At 61.1% G+C, this 21,054-nt stretch carries 13 protein-coding genes; 9 read left to right on the top strand and 4 right to left on the bottom strand.

Annotated elements, in window-relative coordinates; genetic code table 11:
* The first annotated feature begins 26 nt into the window (after positions 1–26).
* From cobG to BLO97_RS18445, 5 genes are all read left to right on the top strand, one after another.
* Positions 27–1,346 carry a precorrin-3B synthase gene (cobG, locus tag BLO97_RS18465; protein WP_092347245.1) on the top strand — a complete coding sequence of 440 codons (1,320 nt, stop codon included), beginning with the start codon at positions 27–29 and terminating at the stop codon, positions 1,344–1,346.
* Positions 1,339–1,965: a precorrin-8X methylmutase gene (locus BLO97_RS18460; RefSeq protein ID WP_092147054.1), complete on the top strand. Its 627-nt coding sequence runs from the start codon at positions 1,339–1,341 to the stop codon at positions 1,963–1,965. Before cobG ends, BLO97_RS18460 begins: the two co-directional genes overlap by 8 nt.
* Positions 1,965–2,696, top strand: a complete 732-nt coding sequence (locus BLO97_RS18455) for a precorrin-2 C(20)-methyltransferase (protein ID WP_060739361.1) — start codon at positions 1,965–1,967, stop codon at positions 2,694–2,696. Before BLO97_RS18460 ends, BLO97_RS18455 begins: the two co-directional genes overlap by 1 nt.
* Positions 2,696–4,384, top strand: coding sequence for a precorrin-3B C(17)-methyltransferase (gene cobJ / locus BLO97_RS18450; protein WP_092347242.1), 1,689 nt, complete (start codon positions 2,696–2,698; stop codon positions 4,382–4,384). Before BLO97_RS18455 ends, cobJ begins: the two co-directional genes overlap by 1 nt.
* Positions 4,385–4,805: 421 nt before the next feature.
* Positions 4,806–11,876: a TcdA/TcdB pore-forming domain-containing protein gene (locus BLO97_RS18445; RefSeq protein ID WP_092347239.1), complete on the top strand. Its 7,071-nt coding sequence runs from the start codon at positions 4,806–4,808 to the stop codon at positions 11,874–11,876.
* Between the two features lie 132 nt (positions 11,877–12,008).
* Here BLO97_RS18445 and BLO97_RS18440 read toward each other — a convergent pair whose 3' ends face one another.
* Positions 12,009–12,659: a hypothetical protein gene (locus tag BLO97_RS18440; protein ID WP_092347236.1), complete on the bottom strand. Its 651-nt coding sequence runs from the start codon at positions 12,657–12,659 to the stop codon at positions 12,009–12,011.
* 217 nt (positions 12,660–12,876) lie between these two features.
* Between BLO97_RS18440 and BLO97_RS18435 the strand changes: the two genes are divergently transcribed.
* Complete coding sequence (locus BLO97_RS18435) at positions 12,877–13,716, top strand: hypothetical protein (protein ID WP_063323122.1); 840 nt, start codon at positions 12,877–12,879, stop codon at positions 13,714–13,716.
* 3 nt (positions 13,717–13,719) lie between these two features.
* Here the strand turns inward: BLO97_RS18435 and BLO97_RS18430 are convergent, their stop codons facing one another.
* Positions 13,720–14,316, bottom strand: coding sequence for a MarC family protein (locus tag BLO97_RS18430; RefSeq protein ID WP_014336378.1), 597 nt, complete (start codon positions 14,314–14,316; stop codon positions 13,720–13,722).
* 234 nt (positions 14,317–14,550) lie between these two features.
* On the opposite strand from BLO97_RS18430, the gene BLO97_RS18425 reads away from it, so the two are divergent.
* The 3 genes from BLO97_RS18425 (at position 14,551) to BLO97_RS18415 (ending at position 16,815) form a co-directional block, all read left to right on the top strand.
* On the top strand, positions 14,551–15,360 hold the full coding sequence (locus BLO97_RS18425) for a hypothetical protein (RefSeq protein ID WP_092147062.1): 810 nt from the start codon (positions 14,551–14,553) through the stop codon (positions 15,358–15,360).
* Between the two features lie 64 nt (positions 15,361–15,424).
* A complete protein-coding gene (locus BLO97_RS18420; protein WP_092147064.1) occupies positions 15,425–16,141 on the top strand; it encodes a hypothetical protein in 717 nt (238 codons plus the stop codon).
* The gene (locus tag BLO97_RS18415) at positions 16,138–16,815 is read left to right on the top strand and encodes a hypothetical protein (RefSeq protein WP_092347233.1); all 678 of its coding nucleotides are present in this window, start codon (positions 16,138–16,140) and stop codon (positions 16,813–16,815) included. The genes BLO97_RS18420 and BLO97_RS18415 overlap by 4 nt, the downstream gene beginning before the upstream one ends.
* Before the next feature lie 15 nt (positions 16,816–16,830).
* Here BLO97_RS18415 and BLO97_RS18410 read toward each other — a convergent pair whose 3' ends face one another.
* Positions 16,831–19,620 carry a hybrid sensor histidine kinase/response regulator gene (locus BLO97_RS18410; protein ID WP_063323118.1) on the bottom strand — a complete coding sequence of 930 codons (2,790 nt, stop codon included), beginning with the start codon at positions 19,618–19,620 and terminating at the stop codon, positions 16,831–16,833.
* A gap of 99 nt (positions 19,621–19,719) precedes the next feature.
* Positions 19,720–21,015: a phosphoribosylamine--glycine ligase gene (gene purD, locus BLO97_RS18405; protein WP_063323117.1), complete on the bottom strand. Its 1,296-nt coding sequence runs from the start codon at positions 21,013–21,015 to the stop codon at positions 19,720–19,722.
* Between the last annotated feature and the right edge of the window lie 39 nt (positions 21,016–21,054).

The raw sequence follows: 21,054 nt of genomic DNA, 5'->3' as shown, positions 1-21,054 counted from the left end.
GGCGTGCCTTGTCTAGCGGTTATCCCTTGAACGAACGTCCATCAACCAACGTCATACGCCCCTCGGGTTGTCCGGGTTTGTTGCGTGTCGTCCAGGCATTGGACGGTGGAATCTGTCGGATCAAGCTCGATGGCGGCTCCATCCGGGCGGACCAGGCCGACGCCGTGGCGGCCGCAGCCGAGCGGTTCGCCGGTGGCGTGATCGAGGCGACCAACCGCGGCAACCTGCAAATCCGTGGGATCGGCCCCGGGCATGACGCACTGATCGAGGCATTGCTGGCCGCCGGGCTTGGCCCGCGCAAGCCGGCGGGTGATGACGTGCGCAACCTGATGCTCAGTCCCGCGGCCGGGATCGATCGGCAGATGCTGTTCGACACCCGCCCGTTGGCCGCGCAGATCCTCGTCACCCTGCAAACCCATGAACGCTTCCATGAACTGTCGGCCAAGTTCGCCGTGCAACTGGACGGTGGGGAAGCGTTGGCGATGCTCGAACATCACCACGACTTGTGGCTCTCGGCCCTTGTCCGTAACGGCGAGCCCTGGCTGGCCTTCGGCTTGGCCGGCACCCCGCTGGATAAACCGGCGGGCAAGGTGCCCCTGACCCAGGGGCATGCCTTGGTGGTGGCGGTGCTGGAGTTGTTCCTCGACTTGGCCCGCCCGGACCAGATCCGCATGCGCCACTTGCTGGCTGAAGTCTCTGTGGATGAGTTCATGACCCGGCTGGCCCGTCGTGTGCCCCTGCAAGCGTGCCTGGATTGGCAGCGGGATGCGTCCATCGATGGACTGCACCTCGGTGTTCATCCCCAGCACGACGACCGTGTCTACGTCGGCGCGGCGGCGCCCCTGGGGCGGCTCGATGCGGTCATGCTGCGGGGAGCGGCGCAATTGGCGCGGGAGAAGGGCGACGAAAGCCTTAGTTTCACCCCTTGGCAGAGCCTGCTGCTGCCCAATGTGCGCAGCGAGGACGCCGACCAAGTGCTGGCGCGGCTTGAAGGATTGGGCCTGTTGTGCTCGCTCGATCAAGCCCTGGCGCAGCTCATCGCCTGCACCGGCTCCAGTGGCTGTGGCAAAGCCCTGGCCGACACCAAGGCCGATGCCCGCCAACTGGCCGAGCTGCTGCAACGCCAGGGCCAGACCCTGAAAGTCCATCTGTCGGGCTGCCCGCGTTCCTGCGCGGCAGCCCATGTCGCGCCTGCCACCTTGCTGGCGGTCGCCCCCGGTCGTTATGACCTGTATGTTCGCGATGTCACGCTGCCGGGTTTCGGCGCGTTGCAGGCACACAATCTATCTATTGAAGCGCTCGGCCACTGGCTCGACGCTCGCCCCCGGAGCCCCCTTGATGCTTGATTACATCCGCGACGGTCAGGAGATCTATCGCAACTCCTTCGCGATCATTCGCGCCGAGGCCAACCTGGCGCGTATCCCGGCCGACCTGGAAAAACTCGCAGTACGCGTGATCCACGCCTGCGGCATGGTCGAGGCCGTCGACGGCCTGCAGTTTTCCGAGGGCGCAGGCACGGCCGGGCGCCAGGCGCTGGCCGCCGGTGCGCCGATCCTGTGTGATGCGCGGATGGTCTCCGAAGGCGTGACCCGGGCTCGCCTGCCGGCCAACAATCCGGTGATTTGCACCTTGCGCGACGAAAGCGTGCCGGCCTTGGCCCTGGAGCTGGGCAACACCCGTTCGGCGGCGGCGCTGGAGTTGTGGCGCCCGCACCTGGAAGGTAGCGTCGTGGTCATTGGCAACGCGCCGACCGCGCTGTTTTACTTGCTGGAAATGCTCGATGCCGGCGCGCCGAAACCGGCATTGATCCTCGGTTTCCCGGTGGGTTTCGTCGGGGCTGCCGAGTCCAAGGCGATGCTGGCGGCCGACAGCCGTGGTGTGCCGTTCGTGATCATGCAAGGCCGTCTCGGCGGCAGCGCCATGGCCGCCGCAGCCGTCAATGCCCTCGCCACGGAGATTGAATGATGCAGCAGCCTGGACGTCTGATCGGCCTCGGCGTGGGCCCCGGTGACCCGGAACTGATTACGGTCAAGGCCCTGCGCCTGCTGCGCGAATCGCCCGTGGTGGCGTATTTCGTCGCCAAGGGCAAGAAGGGCAACGCCTTCGGCATCATCGAGGCCCATTTGCAGGACGCGCAGACATTGCTGCCATTGGTCTACCCGGTCACCACCGAGGTGCTGCCTGCGCCGCTGTCCTATGAACAGGTGATCGCCGATTTCTACGACACCGCCGCCGAGCAGCTGGCCGTGCACCTGGATGCCGGTCGCGACGTGGCGGTGATCTGTGAGGGCGACCCGTTCTTCTACGGCTCCTACATGTACCTGCATGATCGCCTGGCCGAGCGCTATGAGGCCCAAGTCATTCCCGGCGTCTGCTCGATGCTCGGCGGCGCTTCGGTGCTCGGCGCGCCGCTGGTCTATCGCAACCAGAGCCTGTCGGTGCTCTCCGGTGTCTTGCCCCACGACGATCTCAAACGCCGCCTGGCCGACGCCGACGCGGCGGTGATCATGAAGCTGGGGCGCAATTTCCCCAAGGTTCGCCAGGTGCTTCAGGAACTGGGCATGGACGGGCGAGCGCTGTACGTCGAGCGAGCGACCATGGCCAACCAGAAAATCGTGCCGTTGGATGAAGTCGAGCCGATGTCTTCGCCGTACTTCTCGTTGATCATCGTGCCGGGCGAACGGTGGCAGGGTTGATGGCCGCCAAGACGCCGGCCATCGTCATCCTCGGCCCCGGTAGCCTGGCAACCGCCCGACGGATTCAGCAGCGTTACCCCGACGCCCTGATCCATGGCCTGGCCGGACGGGTCGAGGGTGATCGGCAATACCTTGAGTTTGGCGCGACGATGCGTGAACTCTACCAACAGGACACGCCGATCATTGCCTTGTGCGCGGCGGGTATTGTCATCCGTACCCTGGCGCCGCTGCTGCTGGAAAAAGGCGCCGAGCCGCCGGTGCTGGCGGTGGCCGAGGACGGCAGTGCCGTGGTGCCGCTGTTGGGCGGCCTGGGCGGGGTCAATGTCATGGCCCGCGAGATTGCGCAGGCGCTGCACGTCGCGCCGGCGATCACCACCAGCGGTGAATTGCGGTTTGGTACTTGCCTGCTCAATCCGCCGAGCGGCTACAGCCTTGGCGATCTGGAGCAGGGCAAGCGTTTCGTCTCCGATCTGCTCGCTGGCGAATCGGTACGCATCGAGGGGGCCGCGCCGTGGCTGGACCAGGCGCAGTTGCCCGAGGATGAACAGGCCCGGCTGGCGATCCGCATCGACAGCGCCGCGGGCACGCCTGCGGCGGATGAGCTGCGTATTTATCCGCGCAATGTCGTCGTGGCGATCAGCGCGGGGGCGTCGCCGGCCATTGGCGAGACTTTGCGTAAGGCCGACCTCGCCGTGCAGTCGCTGGCATGCCTGTTGGCGGCGGACAGCGACATGGCCCGGCCAGAGTTGCATGAAGCCGCATCGGCCTTGAACGTGCCGCTGCGTTTCGCGCCGGTCGCTGGTGACGTCGGCCAGTGGCTGAGCGAAACCCTCGACCAACCGGCGTCAATTCGCATATTGGGCGAGCATGCCGTCGCTGTGACCGAGCAGCCCCTCGACCCTCGACAGGTCGGCCGCCTGCGCGGGCGCCTGGCGGTGATCGGTCTTGGCCCCGGCGCTGCCGAGTTGATGGTGCCGGCGGTACGCGCCGAACTCGACCGCGCCACTGATGTGCTGGGCTACGAAACCTACGTGCGCATGGCTGGGCCGTTCCGGGCCGATCAGGTGCAGCACTGCACCGACAACCGCGAAGAAATGCAGCGCGCCCGCCATGCCTTCGAACTGGCGGCCCAGGGCCGCTCCGTGGTGGTGGTGTCATCCGGTGACCCGGGCGTGTTCGCCATGGCCGCCGCCGTGCTCGAAGCGTTGCACGAATCGACGGATGCCCAATGGCACGCCGTCGACCTGCAAATCCTTCCCGGCGTCTCGGCCTCCCTGGCCACCGCCGCCCAGGCAGGGGCGCCGCTGGGCCATGACTTTTGCGTGATGTCGCTGTCGGACAACCTCAAGCCCTGGTCGATCATCGAAAAACGCCTGGACCTGGCCGCCGAGGCGGATCTGGCCCTGGCGTTCTACAACCCGATCTCGCGCTCTCGACCCTGGCAATTGGGGCGGGCGCTGGAAATCGTCGCGCAGCATCGTACCGCGCAGACGCCGGTGGTGTTGGGACGCGACATCGGACGCCCGGGCCAGACACTGCGCGTCACGACGCTGGGGCAGTTGACCCCGGATCAGGTGGACATGCGCACCATGGTGCTGATCGGTTCTTCCACGACCTGTGTCTTCCCTCGTGCCGAAGGCGGCGACTGGGTGTACACACCGCGCTGGTACGGCAGTAAACCGCTCTGATGAACTCCGGTGGCCTGCCAGGGCCACCGTTTCCTGATTCCCGCCCCTGACTGCACCCGGGTATCGGTCTGCGTGCCTGTATCCGGTTTTTTCGGAATGTAATAAGTCCTGACGTTAGTTGGCTGATTTATTGGCTGCAGGTCGAAAGTTCTAATGTTTCGAATGCCAAGTTGTGAGGAAATAAGATGGAAGTTCGCCGCTGGACATTTATTGAATTCCTTAGTGGTTGAGCGCGGTCTTGATGAGGGTTATGTTCGTTTTGACTTTGCGGGTCGTCATGACCCTGGATAAGGTCAGTTAATTAATCAGACCACTGATTCATGGGTTGTCAGCGCATGGATGCGTGTCGTTCAACTTGTTGATGTTCAGGCGCCTGAGGGCTGTCCTGGCTATTTGCATACAATAAATGGAAGTGTTGTCCATGAGTAAATCTGGAATTTTATCGACGGGCAGCTACGTCGATTTTGTGGGGTTGTTGAGGCTTAAGGATCTTGAACAGGCATTAATAACCCACAAGGGCACCGATGAATATGAAGCGGTGTTGCGTTATTACTTCGGTTGTATCGCCTTGCTCGATTCTCCACAAATGTTGGAGCCATTAGGGTTGCTCAAACAGGCCGTGGGGGCCTTGCGGGGAAACAGCAGGCGGCGGCGTACGCCTGAGTTGCCGGAAGTTGCCGAGGCCGCGGATCTGACGCACGCCTACAACAAGATAGAGGGTTTCGAAACGCGCCTGCGCAATAGCGTCGAACAATTGAAAGTGCCTGCCACCGAGGTGCCCAAAAAACTGCATTTTGTCTGGCTGGGCGGCGGCGTCGGAGCGATCCAGCGTGACTACATCAATGTCTGGAAACAGGTGCTGGGCCCGGAGGGTTATCGCATCAGTCTCTGGTATGACAGCGATGCACTGCTGGCCTATGAAACCAATCGGATCATTGTCGAAGCGGCCAAGGCTGATGCCATGCTCAATGGCGCAGAAAACAGTGTCGATGCCTTGGCGTTGGGCGACCGTTATGAAGAACGCGCGATCGTCCTGAAGCAGCAGATGTACGCCCATATCACCGAGGCGGTGAACAACGGCGGCAGCGCCGATGACGCGAGAATCGATCTGCTGGTTCGGGCTTACGGCCAGGACAAGGCACGACTGGTGGCCCTGAGGCACGATAACCGGCTCAGTCTCGAAGCGTTGGCCGAGGGCAGCCTGGCACTGCGCGATCTGGCCAGCGGTGAATTGCCACTGCATCTGCAGGATGCCTACGAACGCGAGATCAGTCTGCGTGGCATGCTTGCCGGGGGCTCCGATATCGTGCGTTTCGAAGCTTTGTTCGCCGAGGGTGGCAGCTACGCTGATGTCGATGGCCTGCCGCCCTTGGCGGAAAAGCTGGGCGAGGTGGACATCCGGGCGTTCCAGACGGATGCGCGGCTGGGCGTGCTGCAGCTGCTGCTGGATCGAAACCCCGAATGGATGCCCGGCCGCCAGGCCCAGCGCAATAAATACACGGACTACGCCAACGAGATTCCAGCCGAGCATCGCGAAGCGCTCGAGCGTTTCGCTAAAAGCGGACCGGCGTTGAACCGCGTCTTTCGCCCCCCGGCGGAGCGCCTGGCCCGACCGGACGAATTGCGTGCTGTCGTCGAACAGCACGTGGTGGGCAACGCATTCCTGATGGCCCACCCCGGGGCGGCGATGCTCAAGAGCGTGATCGAGCGTTTGCGGCTCAACTATGAAATCGTCGACGCCACCGCGCGCCTGGCCGATGAGCAAAACGTCAGCCTGATCGACGTCGAGGCCATGAGCGATCTGGCGCGCGAGGCCGCGACGCAGGTGTTCGGTGCATTGCATGAGCTGCCCCCGGACATTGAACTGGCCGTGGCTTTTCTGGTGGAGGCGGCGGCCGCCTACTACAGCGATGGCATCCGCCCCCAGAGCGAAGGCACGATCTATCTCACCGGTCCCGCCGCCATGCGCCAGGGGATGGCGGACTACCAACGCACCCACTTCACCCCTCAAACCGCCGAACAGTGGCAGGCGGAGGTGGCGATCAAGGCCGTCGCCACGGTCAACCGGGCGACGGAGGAGGAGTTGGATCACTCCTGGAAAGAGAACGCGCGTGACACCGCGCAATGGCTGATCGACGAAAAAAAACGCTGGCAGGAGGGGCAGTTCAAGGCTCGTTATGCGGGTGATATGGCAGAGCTGCTCAAATACCGCGCCCTCCAGTTCGATGAGGGCTGGCCCGTGATCGAGGGGCGGCATGTACTGTCTACCGAGCTGTTGCAGCATCTGGCCGATGAGCTGGGTGAGCCGTTCATGCAGATGATGAGCCAGCGCCATAACGGTGAGGTGATCTTCGATAAGCCCATCCCGCTGGGTTTTGATGAGCGTCAGTCGATCCGCGATCAAAGCGCCTATGCGTTGCCGCCCGCATCGGTGAGCGATTCGCAAACGCGACAGCTGTCGATCGCTGAATTGCTGGAGCGCCTGGCCAGCGACCGTTTCGAAGTCGCTCGGCTGAGCCCCTTGCAGCGTCTGCTGCTGGGAGGCTTGAGTGGCGCGAAGGCGTTGGATAACCGCAGCTTCGACGCGGCTCGGCCGTCATTGGACAACCTGGCCAACAACCTCGCCACGCACGGAACCGCTGGCCGTTATGCGGCGATCGAACAAGCGTTGCTCCAGCGTCAGGCGCCGGCCTTCCTGGCCGGGCTCGCCAGCGCCACCGATGCTCCACCGAGGCATGGCGAAACCGCCTTGGGCTTGAAGAAAACCGCGTTGGAGCAGCCGTTGACGTTGCGCCAATGGGGCCAGCACGTGGCCCGGATTCGTCAGGTGGCGCAGCTTGAGTATCGCGTCCGGATCATCGAACGCCTCGGTACTGTCCTGAACGGTTTCGAGGCCGCCACGAACAAGCTTGTACCGCAGGATCTGCTGCTCCAGGGTGAGGGTGACAGGGTCGGCGGACGTTGCTATCCCCTGGCCCTCGCCATGGCGGCGGCCGTGTCGCAAGGCAAGGCTGCGGTCAACACCTTGCGTGAGCGTTTCTACCTCGCGGTGCTCGAACCGGGGGCAAGCGATTCGGTGGCCTTCCTCAACAGCGTGGAGGCGTTGCGCGATGTGCAGCTCGGCGATGTGGGCAGTGCATTGGCGCGCTCGGACCTGAATGAGGTCACGGAGATCCTGCAAGCCAGGACGACCACCAGCACGCTGATGCTCAACTCCGATAACCACGCCATGCTGGTGGCCAAGACCGTGGAGGGTGAGCGCAGCACCTATCACTTCTACGATCCGAATTTCGGTGTGTTTGAGTTCGAACATCCGACCTTGTTCAGGCAGGCGCTGGAGCGGTTTTTTCTCCAACAGGACATGGCCAGCCATTACGCGGCGTATGGCGATGCGGCGCGGCCGACTTTCGACCTGGTCGAACTGGAAGGTGCACGGGTGTCGAGGCAGGTATTGCCAGGCGCCATTGAGGTTTCGAAACTGCTGCAACCCGGCGCCTTGCCTGGGCAGTCGCAACGCCCTGTGAGACAGCGGTTGGCCAGCGCCCGTGGACAGTCGCTGCAAAACAATCCTCGACTGGGCAGCTGTCTGCAGGCGCTGGATGGCCATTGGTGGAGCCAGCAGATCGAGCAAGCGACGAGCCGCCTCCAGCAGGAAAACCAGCTGGCGGCGCACCTTGTGCCGTTGTTCGATACGCTGGAGGTCTCGCCGGACGGGGCGTACCGGGTGAGCCTGATCGATCCGGCCAATCCTGAGCAACTGGTACGGGTGGTCACGGATGACCATCGGCTCCTGCGGATAAAAAGCTACCTCTCGGAACAGTTTTCAGCCTTGGCCAACAAACCTTCCGTGCCGAGCGACCCCACCGAAGTAGGGGGCGTCCACACGCTGAACGCCGGCTTCGCCATACAAGCCTTGATGAACGCGTTGCGCGGCCAGGAAGGATCGGGTCGGCCCCTGACCCTGGCGGTGCGCTTGCACGCCTATGTCAACTACGCGCAGTTGGTGCATGGCGTCGTGGCGGATATCGCCGGCCTGGTCGGCCTGGTTCGGCAGGCGCTGGCCGAAGAGAAACTGATTGCCCGTACCGTCGCGCCAGTGGTCAAGGCGGCGCTGGGGTCCAGTGTCAGTGAAGCCACAGGGGGGCTGCTGCAACTGGCCAATGTCGGGTTTGACATCTACCAGTTGGCGACGGCCCACAACGACGTCGAACGCGCTCAGTTCGGCACCCAGCTGGCTTTCGACTCCGCCAGCCTGGTGTTGTCGGTGAGCGCCTATGCGGTTGGCGCCACGACGGCCGGCGCAATGCTGGGCGGCGCCGCGGTGATGCTCGGTGGGTTGGCGGTGGGGGTCGCGGCATTGGCCCGGGGCTTCGCCACCATTGCCGAAGAAGCCAAAGAGGTCGGGTTGTTATTCGATGAAATCGCCAAGGCTCATCTGCAGGCGTACCACTTTGATGCCAGGCAGGGTGCATGGCTGCCGCGCTCGTCGTTGATCGTCCAGGCGCTGGATCTGACTCGGGGCGCATTGATGTTGGACAGCCCCAAGCTCTATCCGCAACGCGATCATTTTGGGGTGCCGACGATAGAACTCGATTACGATCGGGCCATTAACATCCGTCGAGATCTAGGTCTGCCGGGTCAAGTTGCATTCAAGCCACCCGCCGGCCAAGTCATCGTACTGCCCTGCACACCGCAAACCTGTTACCGCTATGAGTACATTGCCCTGCCATTCGCGACATCGCGTCATGACACCGGGTTCGACACGGCACGGCGCCTGGAGAAAAGAAAAGCGGACGGCAGCTGGCAATTTCAGTTTTCCTTTTATTCGTTTCCCAGTGAATACATCGTCCGTCGCATGGTTCCCGATTATCGGCCAACGGTGATCGACGTGTTGCTCGATAGTGCTGACCGTTCACTGGTGGTGCCTCTTATTCCCCCGATTTGGCACAACATGATCGCTTATAAAATCCAGGGGGCCGGCAAACGATGCGCATTGGTCGTTCATCCCGGCGTGAAGCTGAGCCTGGAGTCGACGAGCCTACAGGTGTCCACTTGGTTTATGGACGCCTCTTGGGCCTCGGAGAAAGAGATAAGGATTGAGCGTCACGATCAGTTCTTCATCGACGACATTCAGGTAACGATCGTTGGAGGGTGGCGTCACGAAATTTTACTCCGGCTTGCCGATAATCAAGTATTCAAGGTTGATGTGCTCAACCGCACGCTCGTGCTTTTGGAACTGGACGCACCGCCCGACATGGATCAGCAAACGTTGCAGGATCATTTCAAGGCCCTGGCTCGAGACCACCGTCTAGCGATGGCGTACACACCGATTCACCACCACCTCATTCCGTTTGAGGACCCGGACGAGCCTCGCTACGTCACGGCCTGGTATGACGCGAAGGAGGACCGCTTTCTTTATATTCGCGACGATTTGCTGGGTGTCGAGGACGCGGTGTTGCGGGTGGTGGTCGGCGACTCCTGCTATTTCTACGACCCGCAGAACCTGATTATCTGGCAAGTCGATGCGGTCACTGGGTTGGTGAGCCATCGTTATTGGTTGCGCACTACGAACAACCTGGTAAGCGCCATCAAGAGCGTCGAGGCGGACGCGCAGGGGGTGATTCATGTCGTCCAGCAAAACACCCGCGCGGACCAGAGCGTCGATGTGCTGGTGTATCTGATCCATGACGGGCAACTGCTGCTCAGTTCGATCACACGAGAGCTGGATCTGGCGATGGAACCGGTCTTGAGTGCCAGCGAGACGCTGGCCGACTGGTCGCAGGTACTGGGTGACAGCCTGCCCTTCACACCGAGTACCCATCCTGAGGACTCGTTCGTCACCGTCAATTGGCAACCGGCCCCCTTCGTTTCGATCTGTTGGAAGTTCGATGCACAGTGGCGGGACATGGCCTGGGTTCGCCGCAGTGACCGTTTGATCATTCGTCCTTCGCCGCGACGAAACCAGCCACGTGGATGGCCCGACTCGATCAAGAACATGACCGACCTGACGCTGCTCGCACCGCCGGACGACAGCGATGTGTTTGTCATCTATGACCGGCTCAAACAGGAGCTGTGCGGCAGGCGGCGTACGCTGGTAGAGGGCCGGGGGCATTGGGCCAACCGGTGGGCGCGTGCCCCCGGCCTGGAGGATGTCATCGCCGTTGACGGTGGTTACGTGGCGCTGACCTCGAATGGCGTGTTCTACAACCTGAGTGGCCGAGGCGACCTGGCACTGGGCGGCGTCAGGGAGCAGTGGTTCAAGGACCGGGCACAATGGTGGACGGCCCTGGATGCGCTGGTCCTGCAGCACAGGAACAAAACGCTTGCCCTGATCGGTTTGACCAACTTCAGTGGTGACGAGCGATTGTGCGCCTGGTACGTCGGCAACCGGTTGCTGCTGGCTGACCTGGGCAGCACCAAGGAGCTGCGGTTGCTGGGCGCAACCCCGGACGGCGAGGCCGCCTGGTTGCTCGACGTGGCGAGCGGCGAGGTCTATCGCCAGGCCTTTATCGATCCGCAGAAGCTGGACGCTGCCTTTGGCCAGGGTTTGCAATTGTTGGAGGCTGATGTGCTGCCCCACCCCCAGCGTGAGTGGTCGCCCTGGCAGTTTGTCGAGTTGACGGCCGATGGCGCGGGCCTGCGCGGCGTGACATTCGAAGGCGTGGAGGTCCTGCTGCGTGACCAGGCGCCGGCGCTGGTGACCGGTGTCACTCAGGAATGGGTCGTCACTCAAGGGGGGCGGGGGATCGAGGGGCTCAGGCAATTGACCGCCCGTGCATTCTCCAGCCCACTGCTGTCGGTGGGCGATCCCGATGACCTGAAGTGGTATGTCGCCGGGACTGAACGTGTCATCCGGGTTCCCAAGGCCGCCATCCCTGAATCTTTCGAGGTACTGGGGACCCAACGGCAGACCAACGTCCTGTTGCACGAAAGCAGGAGCGGAACGCTATTGTCCTTGCCAGGCATGGGCCATGGCGGGCCGCTCAGCTATGTCCAGCGTGAAGGCGAGGTGATGGTTGTCGAGGGTCACGAAGCGAAGATCGATGATCTGCTGCCGTTGATGCCGGATGACGTCAAGATCCTGATCCTGCGCATGGGGCAGGGCGCGGTGAGTTACCGGTTGTCAAAAGCCGCCTGGTTGAGAGTCAAGTCGGTGGTCCTCGACTGCCGACATCCCCTGGGCAACGCGGTGACCATCCCCGGCAAGTTGATCTGGGAGCTGGATGAGCCGGACCAGTTATGGCTGAGCAAGGTTCATGAGCACCTGGTGATCATCGATCCGAACAGCGGCCACAGTGTGATTTTTCGTGAGGTGTATGCGGCGGATGTCAATTTGCGTGGCGACGTGTTGCTCAGCTTCGGCGGAGGTCAACACTATGCCGTTTCGACACTGGTGCAGCGCCTGGATGCCCTGCCGGATCTCCAGAATGGTGTCCTGCTGCAAGCGTTGTCGGATGAAGTGTATGCGGTGGAGACCAATACGGTGGGTTGAACCAAGGCCGTTATCCAGGGTTAGGTTTTAAGTAAAAAAAGAGTTGTCGGTGTGTTAGCCGACAACTCTTTTTTGGTTGGCCGTCATTCCGTAAAGACGTTGCGCCACGCCAGGCCTGGAAGTATCAATATTTCACGAGACGTTCCTTCTCAAGGTAAAACGTCTCATCAAGTGTTCATCCAGGACTTTGTTGATAAGTGTCCTTTTGTTGTCGAGTTCGCTTCGGTCCAATTTCAGGAACGCTTTGCGTTGAACGATCCTGGCTGAACGCTCTTCCCAGTTCCAGAACAGGAAGCTGCGCCTCTTTACCTCGACGCTCAGTTCGAGTTTGAACAGGGCGATATGAAGGTTGCCTTGTGAGTCGTAGCGGGCCGGGACGACTTGAAAGGTCTCGCCTTCCTGGGTTTCGTTGTCAAAGGACAGGATGGCCGTGTGATTGGTTTTTAGTGTGTCGAGAGTATCGATCATTGCGTTGGCCTGCTGTGCATCCCTCATGGCGTGGGCGCTCTGCACCAGGAAATCCGCCACGGAGCCCGAGACGAGATGTTGTGTGCGTGTATGGATGGAGTCGCCATACAGCGACCAGCCGAGGAAACTCAAGGTGCGGGCATATTCTTCGAACCAGCCCCTGGGATTTACATAGCGATGATGGCCGAGGTCGGCCGATCGGGTAGCGATATTGTTGCAATCGGCGATGTCATCGTGGTCTTGCAGGGAGGGTGCGCCGATATACGAAAACAGGTTAGGGCCGGTGACCAATCCGGTTAATAATTCATTGCTCATAATATTTTCGCCAAGAGTAAGTGTGTTGTTTGGCTTGTTGGGCGGGCAATGATGAACGTGGGTCTTGATTAAGTCGGCAGTGGAATTGAGTCTGGATATTTGAAGGCATGCGCCGGTTAATATTCTGCAATCAGTCAGTGTTGTTGTTCCTGAAAATAATAAATTAGATTGAAGTCGGTCCGCAGGAGCGGGCTTATATATAACCAAGGAGGTTTTTATGGAACAGTTCGAAAGTGGAGCCAGTGTGGCGCAAAGTGTTGAGTTGATCCAGGCACGTATCAACAAGCGTAAGGCGCTGGCCACTGCGGGTCGACGTGTACGCAGGTCCGTGGTGCAGATGCATGACAATCCGAACAAGGACCTGGATGCGCTCATGTTGGGGGATGCGCTCGTGGGCTATGGCAACAACATGTCGCTCAACAATATGGCGATCATGGAGAACCTGATGACCATGGCGATGATGGAGGCCAACTTTGAAGTTCCTGGCGGCAAAAATACGCGGGCGTGGTACGACGCGTTTATCCAATGCCTGCAAGACCTCGGGTGTTTCGTTGCCGATGACGGTTACACCCGTTACTCCGAGAGTTCCCGGCGGGTGGACATGGACTTCGTGATCAGCGATATCGTCAAGGGCATCATTGATGGCGTGAAGGCCAGCGTTCCGGCGGCGACGGTGCTGGGTACCGTGGTGAGCACCACGATTGACGGTTTGAAGCGGGATGAGGAGACCATGCGTCTGTTCAACAGCCAGGTCAAGGTGGCCGAAGGCGCGCGTTTGTCGGTCATTCCTTGCGAGCAGTTGGCCAACGGAATCCTGATCGCCTCGTCCGCCTCGATCAAACAGTCCGGTACTTCGAGTAACGGCGGTGTGGTTTTCGTGAACTGGCAATCTTCGGCGCGGGAGATCTTCCGCGGGAAATCGTTCGTGACCTTCAACCCCGCGCGTTATGAAGCGTTCAGGCAGGACATCGAGGAATATCTGGGCGTACATCGCCGGGAGGTGCTGAGCAGGAGGTTCAGCCGGCGCAAGCCCAAGGTGCGCTTGAGCATGCCGTGATGGCTACGGTACCAGGTAGCCTCTCACGCCGGTAAAGATGATCTGCGCCGCCAGCGCACAGACAAACAAACCCATCAGCCGGCTGACGATCTGCAAGCCCTGGTCACCCAGGATCCGCTCGATGCGGCTGGACAGGTAAAGCACCACGCCGACGGTGAAACTGGCCAGGGCGATGCTGATGATGGCCATGAGTTTGTCGTCCCAGTGCGGCTGGCTCACGCCCATCACGAGCAGGGCACCGATGGTGCCGGGGCCGACGGTCAACGGTATGGTCAGTGGGACGATGGTCACGTCCTGCTGCACGTTGTCGGTCTGTACGGCCGACTTGCCCTGGGCCATGCCCAGGGCCGAAATGAACAGCACACTGCCAGCGCCGATACGGAAGGCGTCCACGGTGATGCCGAACACGCTGAAAATCACCCGCCCGAACAAATACAGCAACACGCTGGAGACCAGCGTCGCGGTCGCAACCTTCCAGGCCAGGCGGCGTTGTTCCTTGCGCGAATAGCCGCGAGTCAGGCCGATAAAACACGACAGCACGAAGAAGGGGCTATAGAGCACCAGCATCTTCAGGTAAACGCTGAACAGCACATGGAGCATGGTTGAGGCTCGCGACGAATGAATTTGACGTGGAGTCTATCAGGCGTCGGGATGTCTGTCGGCTCGTGGCAAGGGCGAGATGCAAGTCCAGGAAAATGCCACTTCATTACAGGTGATTGTACGCCATTGAATTTGATTATTTACGGTTACAGTTGCGCGCTTGTTGTGATGAGGTGGGTTGCGTAAGTTCAACTCTCGGATCCAAGGATGATCTTGATTAAATAAGGAAATAGTATGAATGTTAAATATGATTCTGTTGTAACCCTGGCTGATCGTCTGGAGCGCTTGAGTGCTTATGATGTTGAGCCGGAGGCGTTTGAGTTGTCGACGCGTGCTTTTATTGTGCGTCCTGGCGAGACGGCTGACTATCCGGAAAAACCGGATCGCGCTTCGATTGTGGGTGACGGTATCCTGGCTTTTGTTTCGGGAATGTCCGAACAGAACCAGGCGGATATCCAGCACTCTTATCTGTTTGCTTCGTTAGTGGCTAATAAGCGCTACCCACGTGATGAGCAGGGTAAGGAGTGGTATCAACTTTTCCTGCAAGTGATGCAGGATTGCGGCTGGACGGTCCTGCAGAAGTACTATGACGCGGTTGCCGCCTCGGGCAAGAGCTTCAAGATGGACCAACTGGTGCTGAAGATCCTGGGGTCGGCGGTGACGGCCGCCGCGGTGCCCGGGCCGGCGTCACTGCTGATGCTCAAGGTCGCCAGCGATGCCATCGCGGCCTTGCAAACCCGTGACAGGCCGCTCCGGGTGTTTGACCAGAACATCCAGGAGTCTGGTGCGGGAGGGTTTGGCGTCGCCGCCTGCCATGAGACGCCGCATGGCGAAGTCATCATGGCACTGGGAGCCGTGCGTTTCATCAAGCGCACGAACCAGACCCAGGTCTTGTTCGTTAATTGGGACAGCAGTTCGGTCGACTTGTATCGCGGTGAAAGCCACATGACCATGGTGCCGTCCGTTATTAACCGTACACGTGCGACCATTATCGAACGACTCGGCGATCGAGCACAGAAGAAAATCGAAGCATACGAACTCTGATCTTGTGAATCCACCTGGCGACTACACCGTAGTCGCCAATCATAAAAATAACTAGGTGATTGCAATGAATGATGGTTATTCGGTTTTTATTAATGCTGGCGCTGTCGTGATAGTGTCTCCGGATATGGCCGGGCAGGAAAAAAGCGATGTGTTGGATTCGGTATTGTTCGCGCAGTTGGTCGCCAACAAGAAGTATCCGGCTTATACCCAGGCACAAATATGGTATGACGAGTACCGTGACGTCTTGAAGAACGGTTGGTTGCAAAAGACTGCAGCATGGGACAACTTCACCCTCGATGAGCAATCCAACTTCAATGCGGCGCACTGGCTAGGGTGTCGACTGGGGGAGTATGTCGATCCTACAGTGGCCGATGAAGTCACTCGCCTGTTGAACCGTGTCGCGCAGTTGCCCGGTACCCTGCCGGCCATCGAGCAACTGCGCGAGCAGACCTGCAAGCGCAAGGAGCCCGTGCCACCGTCAGAGACCGATGAAGCCGTTGGCAGGGTCTGCCTGCAAGTGATTCTGGCCCGGCGAGCCCCCTTGCTGAGCAGCGTTTCCCTGAGCTATGAGACCACGCAACTGGCAATCTCCAACCCCCTCGGTCAGTGCCTGTCCGTCGCCAATGTGGTCGGTAATCTTCAGTCCAGATGCTTTCAGGCCAACTTATCGAAAGAGCTTTACGCTCCCCTGCGCGGTGCGATCGTACGGAAGCTGGGTGATAAGCCAACGAAGCATGTCTTTGATATTTCTGACGACGTTGAACGGGGGGCCGCGCGATGAATAGCGAACGCCTACAGGCCGGCGAGCGCCTGTTTCACAGCAGCGATCCCGCGCCGGCTGCGGTCGTGGGGGCAAGCCTCGTGTCGTTCGGCCAGGGGCTGTCTCCCCAGGATCGCGAAGACATCTGTCTGAGCAACCTGTATGCCCAGTTGGCAACGCGGTCGGCTTATCAGGACGGTTTGTTGGGCAGTTGGTTCAACTACTACAGGAACACGCTCAGGTACCTGGGGTGGGATTCGGCGCGTCCCCTCAGGCCTGGACAGGCGGGCGAGGGGTCAATGGCCGAGAGTGTTGCCCGGCAAATCTCCCAGTCATTCGATGAACGCTTTGCGCGCTCGGCGACTGATTCGATTGGCGCCCTGAAGCGCCACCCCAATGCCCTTGCGGCATTCGAACGGGCAAGCCTGCAGCATGATTCGGCGTTCTTCCAGGTGGTTCCCTGCCTGCCGAAATCGCCTGGGCGAATAGAGGTCGCGCTTTACCACAAGCAATTCAGCATTCGTAAAACGCTCTCGACCTTCCTTTTTTGGCCGATAGAGGAGGTTGTGCAAACCAGCCATGAAGAAATGGCGGTCGTGACGTTCAACACGCTGCATTACTCAATGTTCCGGGAAAAAGTCCTGCGCGCCGTTATCGCCGAGACGACCCGTAATATTCATGCGTTGAAATGTTGAACAGGGCTCCGGGCGTCAGCGGACGCCCTCGGACGAATGCGCGACGGTCTGGTTCTGCTGGTCACGCTGGGCCACCCAATGCTCGATCAGCTCGCGTAGCTGCGACAGCTCCACCGGCTTGGCCATGTGCCCGTCCATCCCGGCTTGGCGGGCGCGTTCCTTGTGCTCGGCCAGGATGTGGGCGGTGAGCGCCACCACGGGAGTGCGGGTCCGCTGGTTGCCCATTTCCCAGGCGCGCAATTGCTGGGTGGCGGAAAACCCGTCGAGGATCGGCATTTCGCAGTCCATCAGGACCAGGTCGTAACGCTGCTCCTTCATGGCCTTGAGGGCTTCTTCGCCGTTGCTGGCGGTGTCGGGTTGCAGGTTGAGCTTGCCGAGCATGCCGCGGATGACCTTGGTGGAGATGCTGTTGTCCTCGGCCACCAGGATGCGGAAATCGCTCGGCACCTTCACCGGGAGGGGAGGGCCGGCGTTCACCTGTACATTCGTCGCCTGGCCCCGGTTGCGCTGGTTCAGCTCGTCCGCCAGGGTGGTCTTGAGGGTATAGCCGGCCACCGGTTTGGCGAGGATGCGCTTGACCCCGCTGTTGCGTGCCACGATCTTGCTCGGTGCATTGCTGATACCGGTGAGCATGATCAACAGGATGTCGTGGTTCAGGCTCGGGTCTTCCTTGATCTTGGCCGCCAGTTGCATGCCGGTCATGCCTGGCATGTTCTGGTCCAGCAACACCACGTCGAAATAATCGCGCAGGTGCGCCTTGGTGCGCAGCAGCGCCAGGGCTTCCTTGCCCGATGGCACGGCACTGACGTTCAGGCCCCAGGCGCTGCACTGTTGCACCAGTACTTTGCGGCAGGTGTCGTTGTCGTCGACGATCAATACCCGCGCCCCTTGCAGCGGGCCATCGAGGTCGGCAGTCGGATGTTCGAGGCGATCCGGGTCCAGCGGCAAGGTCAGCCACAAGGTACTGCCCTGGTTGCTGCCGCTTTTGATACCGAATTCCCCGTGCATCAGGATGATCAACTGACGGGCGATGACCAGGCCCAGGTTGCCCCCCAGGCGTGTGGCCGACAGGAAATTCTTGCTATGCAGCTCGGCGTGCATCAGCGTGTCGCGCTCTTCGGCGTCCATCGGCGTCCCGCTGTCCTGCACGGCGATGCGCAGGCGCGGCTGATTGCTGCGCTCGTCGAGGGCGACGACGATCAGCACTTCGCCCTCGTCGGTTTTCTTCAGGGCGTTTTCCAGCAGGCTCAGCAGCGCCTGGCGCAGTCGCGTCGGGTCACCGCTGATCACTCGCGGCACCTGGGGCTGGATGAAACTGATCAGCTCGACATTCTGCTGTTCGGCCTTGGCGCGGAAGATACTCAGGCAATCCTCGATCAGTGCATTGAGGTCGAACTGCACGTCGTCCAGTTCGATCTGCCCGGATTCGAGCCGGGAGATGTCGAGGATCTCGTTGATCAGGGTCAGCAGCTCATTGCCGGCGCTGTGGATCGTCTGCACGTAGTCGCGTTGCTTGACCGACAACGGCGTGCCCAGCAGCAGTTCGGTCATGCCCAGCACGCCGTTCATCGGGGTGCGGATCTCGTGGCTGATCTTGGCCAGGAACTCGGCCTTGGCATTGATCTCGGCATTGCTCGCCGCCAGGTCGCGGCTGATGCTGAACCGGCTTTCGTTGATCGAGCGCTGGCGCTCGCCCAGGGCGACACTCATCAACAGGCCGCTGATGCAGATGAAGATCAGCAGGGTGATGATCAAGCCCTGGGGAGGAACCTCCGTGAGCCCTTGCAGTGCCGGAAGGATGATCAGCGTGCCCAGGTTGAAGACCACCATGGCCGCGACGAACAGCCGGGCTGGGCGGTAGCCCTTTTGCCAGTGCCAGGCGCTGACGAGCAGCATGCTCAGGCCGGCCAGGGCCACGAGGGCATAGGTCATGATATTGAGCGGCAGCGTATTGACGAACAACAGCAACAGGCTGCACAGCATGACGAGCACGATGTCCCCCAGCAGCAGCCGATTCAACGGGTGCGGCCCCAGGGGCGCGAAGAAACGGTAGGCGAACATCAGGCCGCAGGGCGCCGTCAGCAACAAGGCCAGGTAGGCTCCGGGCGTCTGGACGGCTGGCCAGTCGGGCAGCCAGGCTCCGGCCAGATTCAGCAACAGCGCCAGGCTGAGCATCAGCAGTCCTTCACAGGCTGCCAGCCACAGGCAACTGCGTGAACGGGTGTAGGCGTAGCGGGTAAGGTTGTGCAGCACCAGCATGGCGATGCAGCCGAACAGCAACCCATAGATCAGTGTCTGGTTCTGATCGGCCGCGGCCACGACTGCCGATTGCAAGGTGATGTAGGGGCGCAGTTCATGGCGCGAGGACAGCCGCAGGTAGACGTCCAGCGATTTGTCGCTGCGTGGCAGGGGCAGCATCAAATCGTTGCTGGGGACCGCAGGTTCGGTGTGCGGCGTGGCATTGCCGCTGACTTGCTGGTCAACCAGGGTATCGCCGTCCAGCACGTAGAGGTTCAGGCGCGACAGGTCGGGCGCGAAGATGCGCAGGATCTGTTCATGCCGGTCGGGGGCCAGGCGGAAACGCAACCACAATGCCCCGCCGGGCTCGGCGGCCTGGAGACGGTCCAGGTCGATGGGGCTGAATTGATTGGTGTAGCGGGCAGAACGGATGTCGCTCAGCGTCAGGTCGCCCTGTTCGTCGAGCAATACGGCCCAGCCACTGCCTGGCGCGGCCTGGGCCGGGAGCATGCAGAGCAACGTCAGCAAGGTGACGGTAAGGCCTATGGCAATCCTGAGCCAGCGCACGGCGAAATCCCTTCGTAGGTTGATGCCAGAGTATAACTATGCGCGGCGCCGGAACAGTCAGGCAAGGGCCGAAGACCCTTGCCTGGCTGAATGGCTGGGTTATTCCAGATTTTCGCCACGCTCGCGGGCAATGGCGCGGTAGCCAATGTCCTTGCGGTAGAAGCAACCTTCCCAGTCGATCTCGGCGGCAAGCTTGTAGGCCTGCTGCTGAGCTTCGTCGACACTGGCGCCCATGGCGGTGGCGCAAAGCACGCGACCGCCGGCGGTGACCACTTGCCCGTCCTTCAACGCCGTGCCTGCATGGAAGACCTTGCCTTCCAGGCGGGCTGCGGCATCCAGGCCCTGGATCGCGCTACCCTTGGCGTAGTCGCCGGGGTAACCGCCAGCCGCCAATACGACACCGACGCTTGGGCGCGGGTCCCATTGGGCTTCGACCTTGTCCAGTGCCTGGGCCAGTGCGGCCTCGACCAGCAGGACCAGGCTCGATTGCAGGCGCAGCATCACCGGTTGGGTCTCAGGATCGCCGAAACGGCAGTTGAATTCGATGACTTTTGGGTTACCAGCCTTGTCGATCATCAGGCCGGCATAGAGGAAACCGGTGTAGACGTTCCCTTCCTCGGCCATGCCGCGCACGGTCGGCCAGATCACCTGGTCCATGACGCGCTGGTGTACTTGGGCGGTCACCACCGGGGCCGGGGAGTAGGCACCCATGCCGCCGGTGTTCGGGCCGCTGTCGCCGTCGCCGACACGCTTGTGGTCCTGGCTGGTGGCCATTGGCAGGACGTTCTTGCCATCGACCATGACGATGAAGCTGGCTTCCTCGCCGTCGAGGAACTCTTCGATCACCACGCGGGAACCGGCGTCACCGAAGGCGTTGCCGGCGAGCATGTCGCGCACGGCGTCTTCGGCTTCGGCCAGGGTCATGGCAACGATCACACCTTTACCGGCAGCCAGGCCGTCGGCCTTGATAACGATCGGTGCGCCTTTCTCGCGCAGGTACGCCAGGGCCGGTTCGATTTCGGTGAAGTTCTGGTAGTCGGCGGTCGGGATCTTGTGACGCGCCAGGAAATCCTTGGTGAACGCTTTCGAGCCTTCCAACTGCGCGGCACCGGCGGTCGGGCCGAAGCAGTCCAGGCCACGGGAGCGGAACAGATCGACCACGCCGGCGACCAGCGGCACTTCTGGGCCGACGATGGTCAGCGAGACGTTCTTCTCGGCGAAGTCGGCCAGTTGTTCCAGGGCCAGCACGTCGATGGCGACGTTTTCGCATTTGGCTTCGATGGCGGTGCCGGCATTGCCCGGTGCCACGAAAACCTTCTGCACGCGTGGATCCTGGGCCACTTTCCAGGCCAGGGCGTGTTCGCGGCCACCGCTGCCAATGATCAAAACATTCATTTCAAAAACCTCGGATGACGCTGATGGGGCTGATCGTTC

This window comes from Pseudomonas sp. NFACC05-1, assembly GCF_900100135.1.
Classification (GTDB): Bacteria; Pseudomonadota; Gammaproteobacteria; order Pseudomonadales; family Pseudomonadaceae; genus Aquipseudomonas; species Aquipseudomonas fluorescens_Q.
Note: the sequence above shows the minus strand (reverse complement) of the source record. Positions and strands in the feature narration are given on the sequence as shown.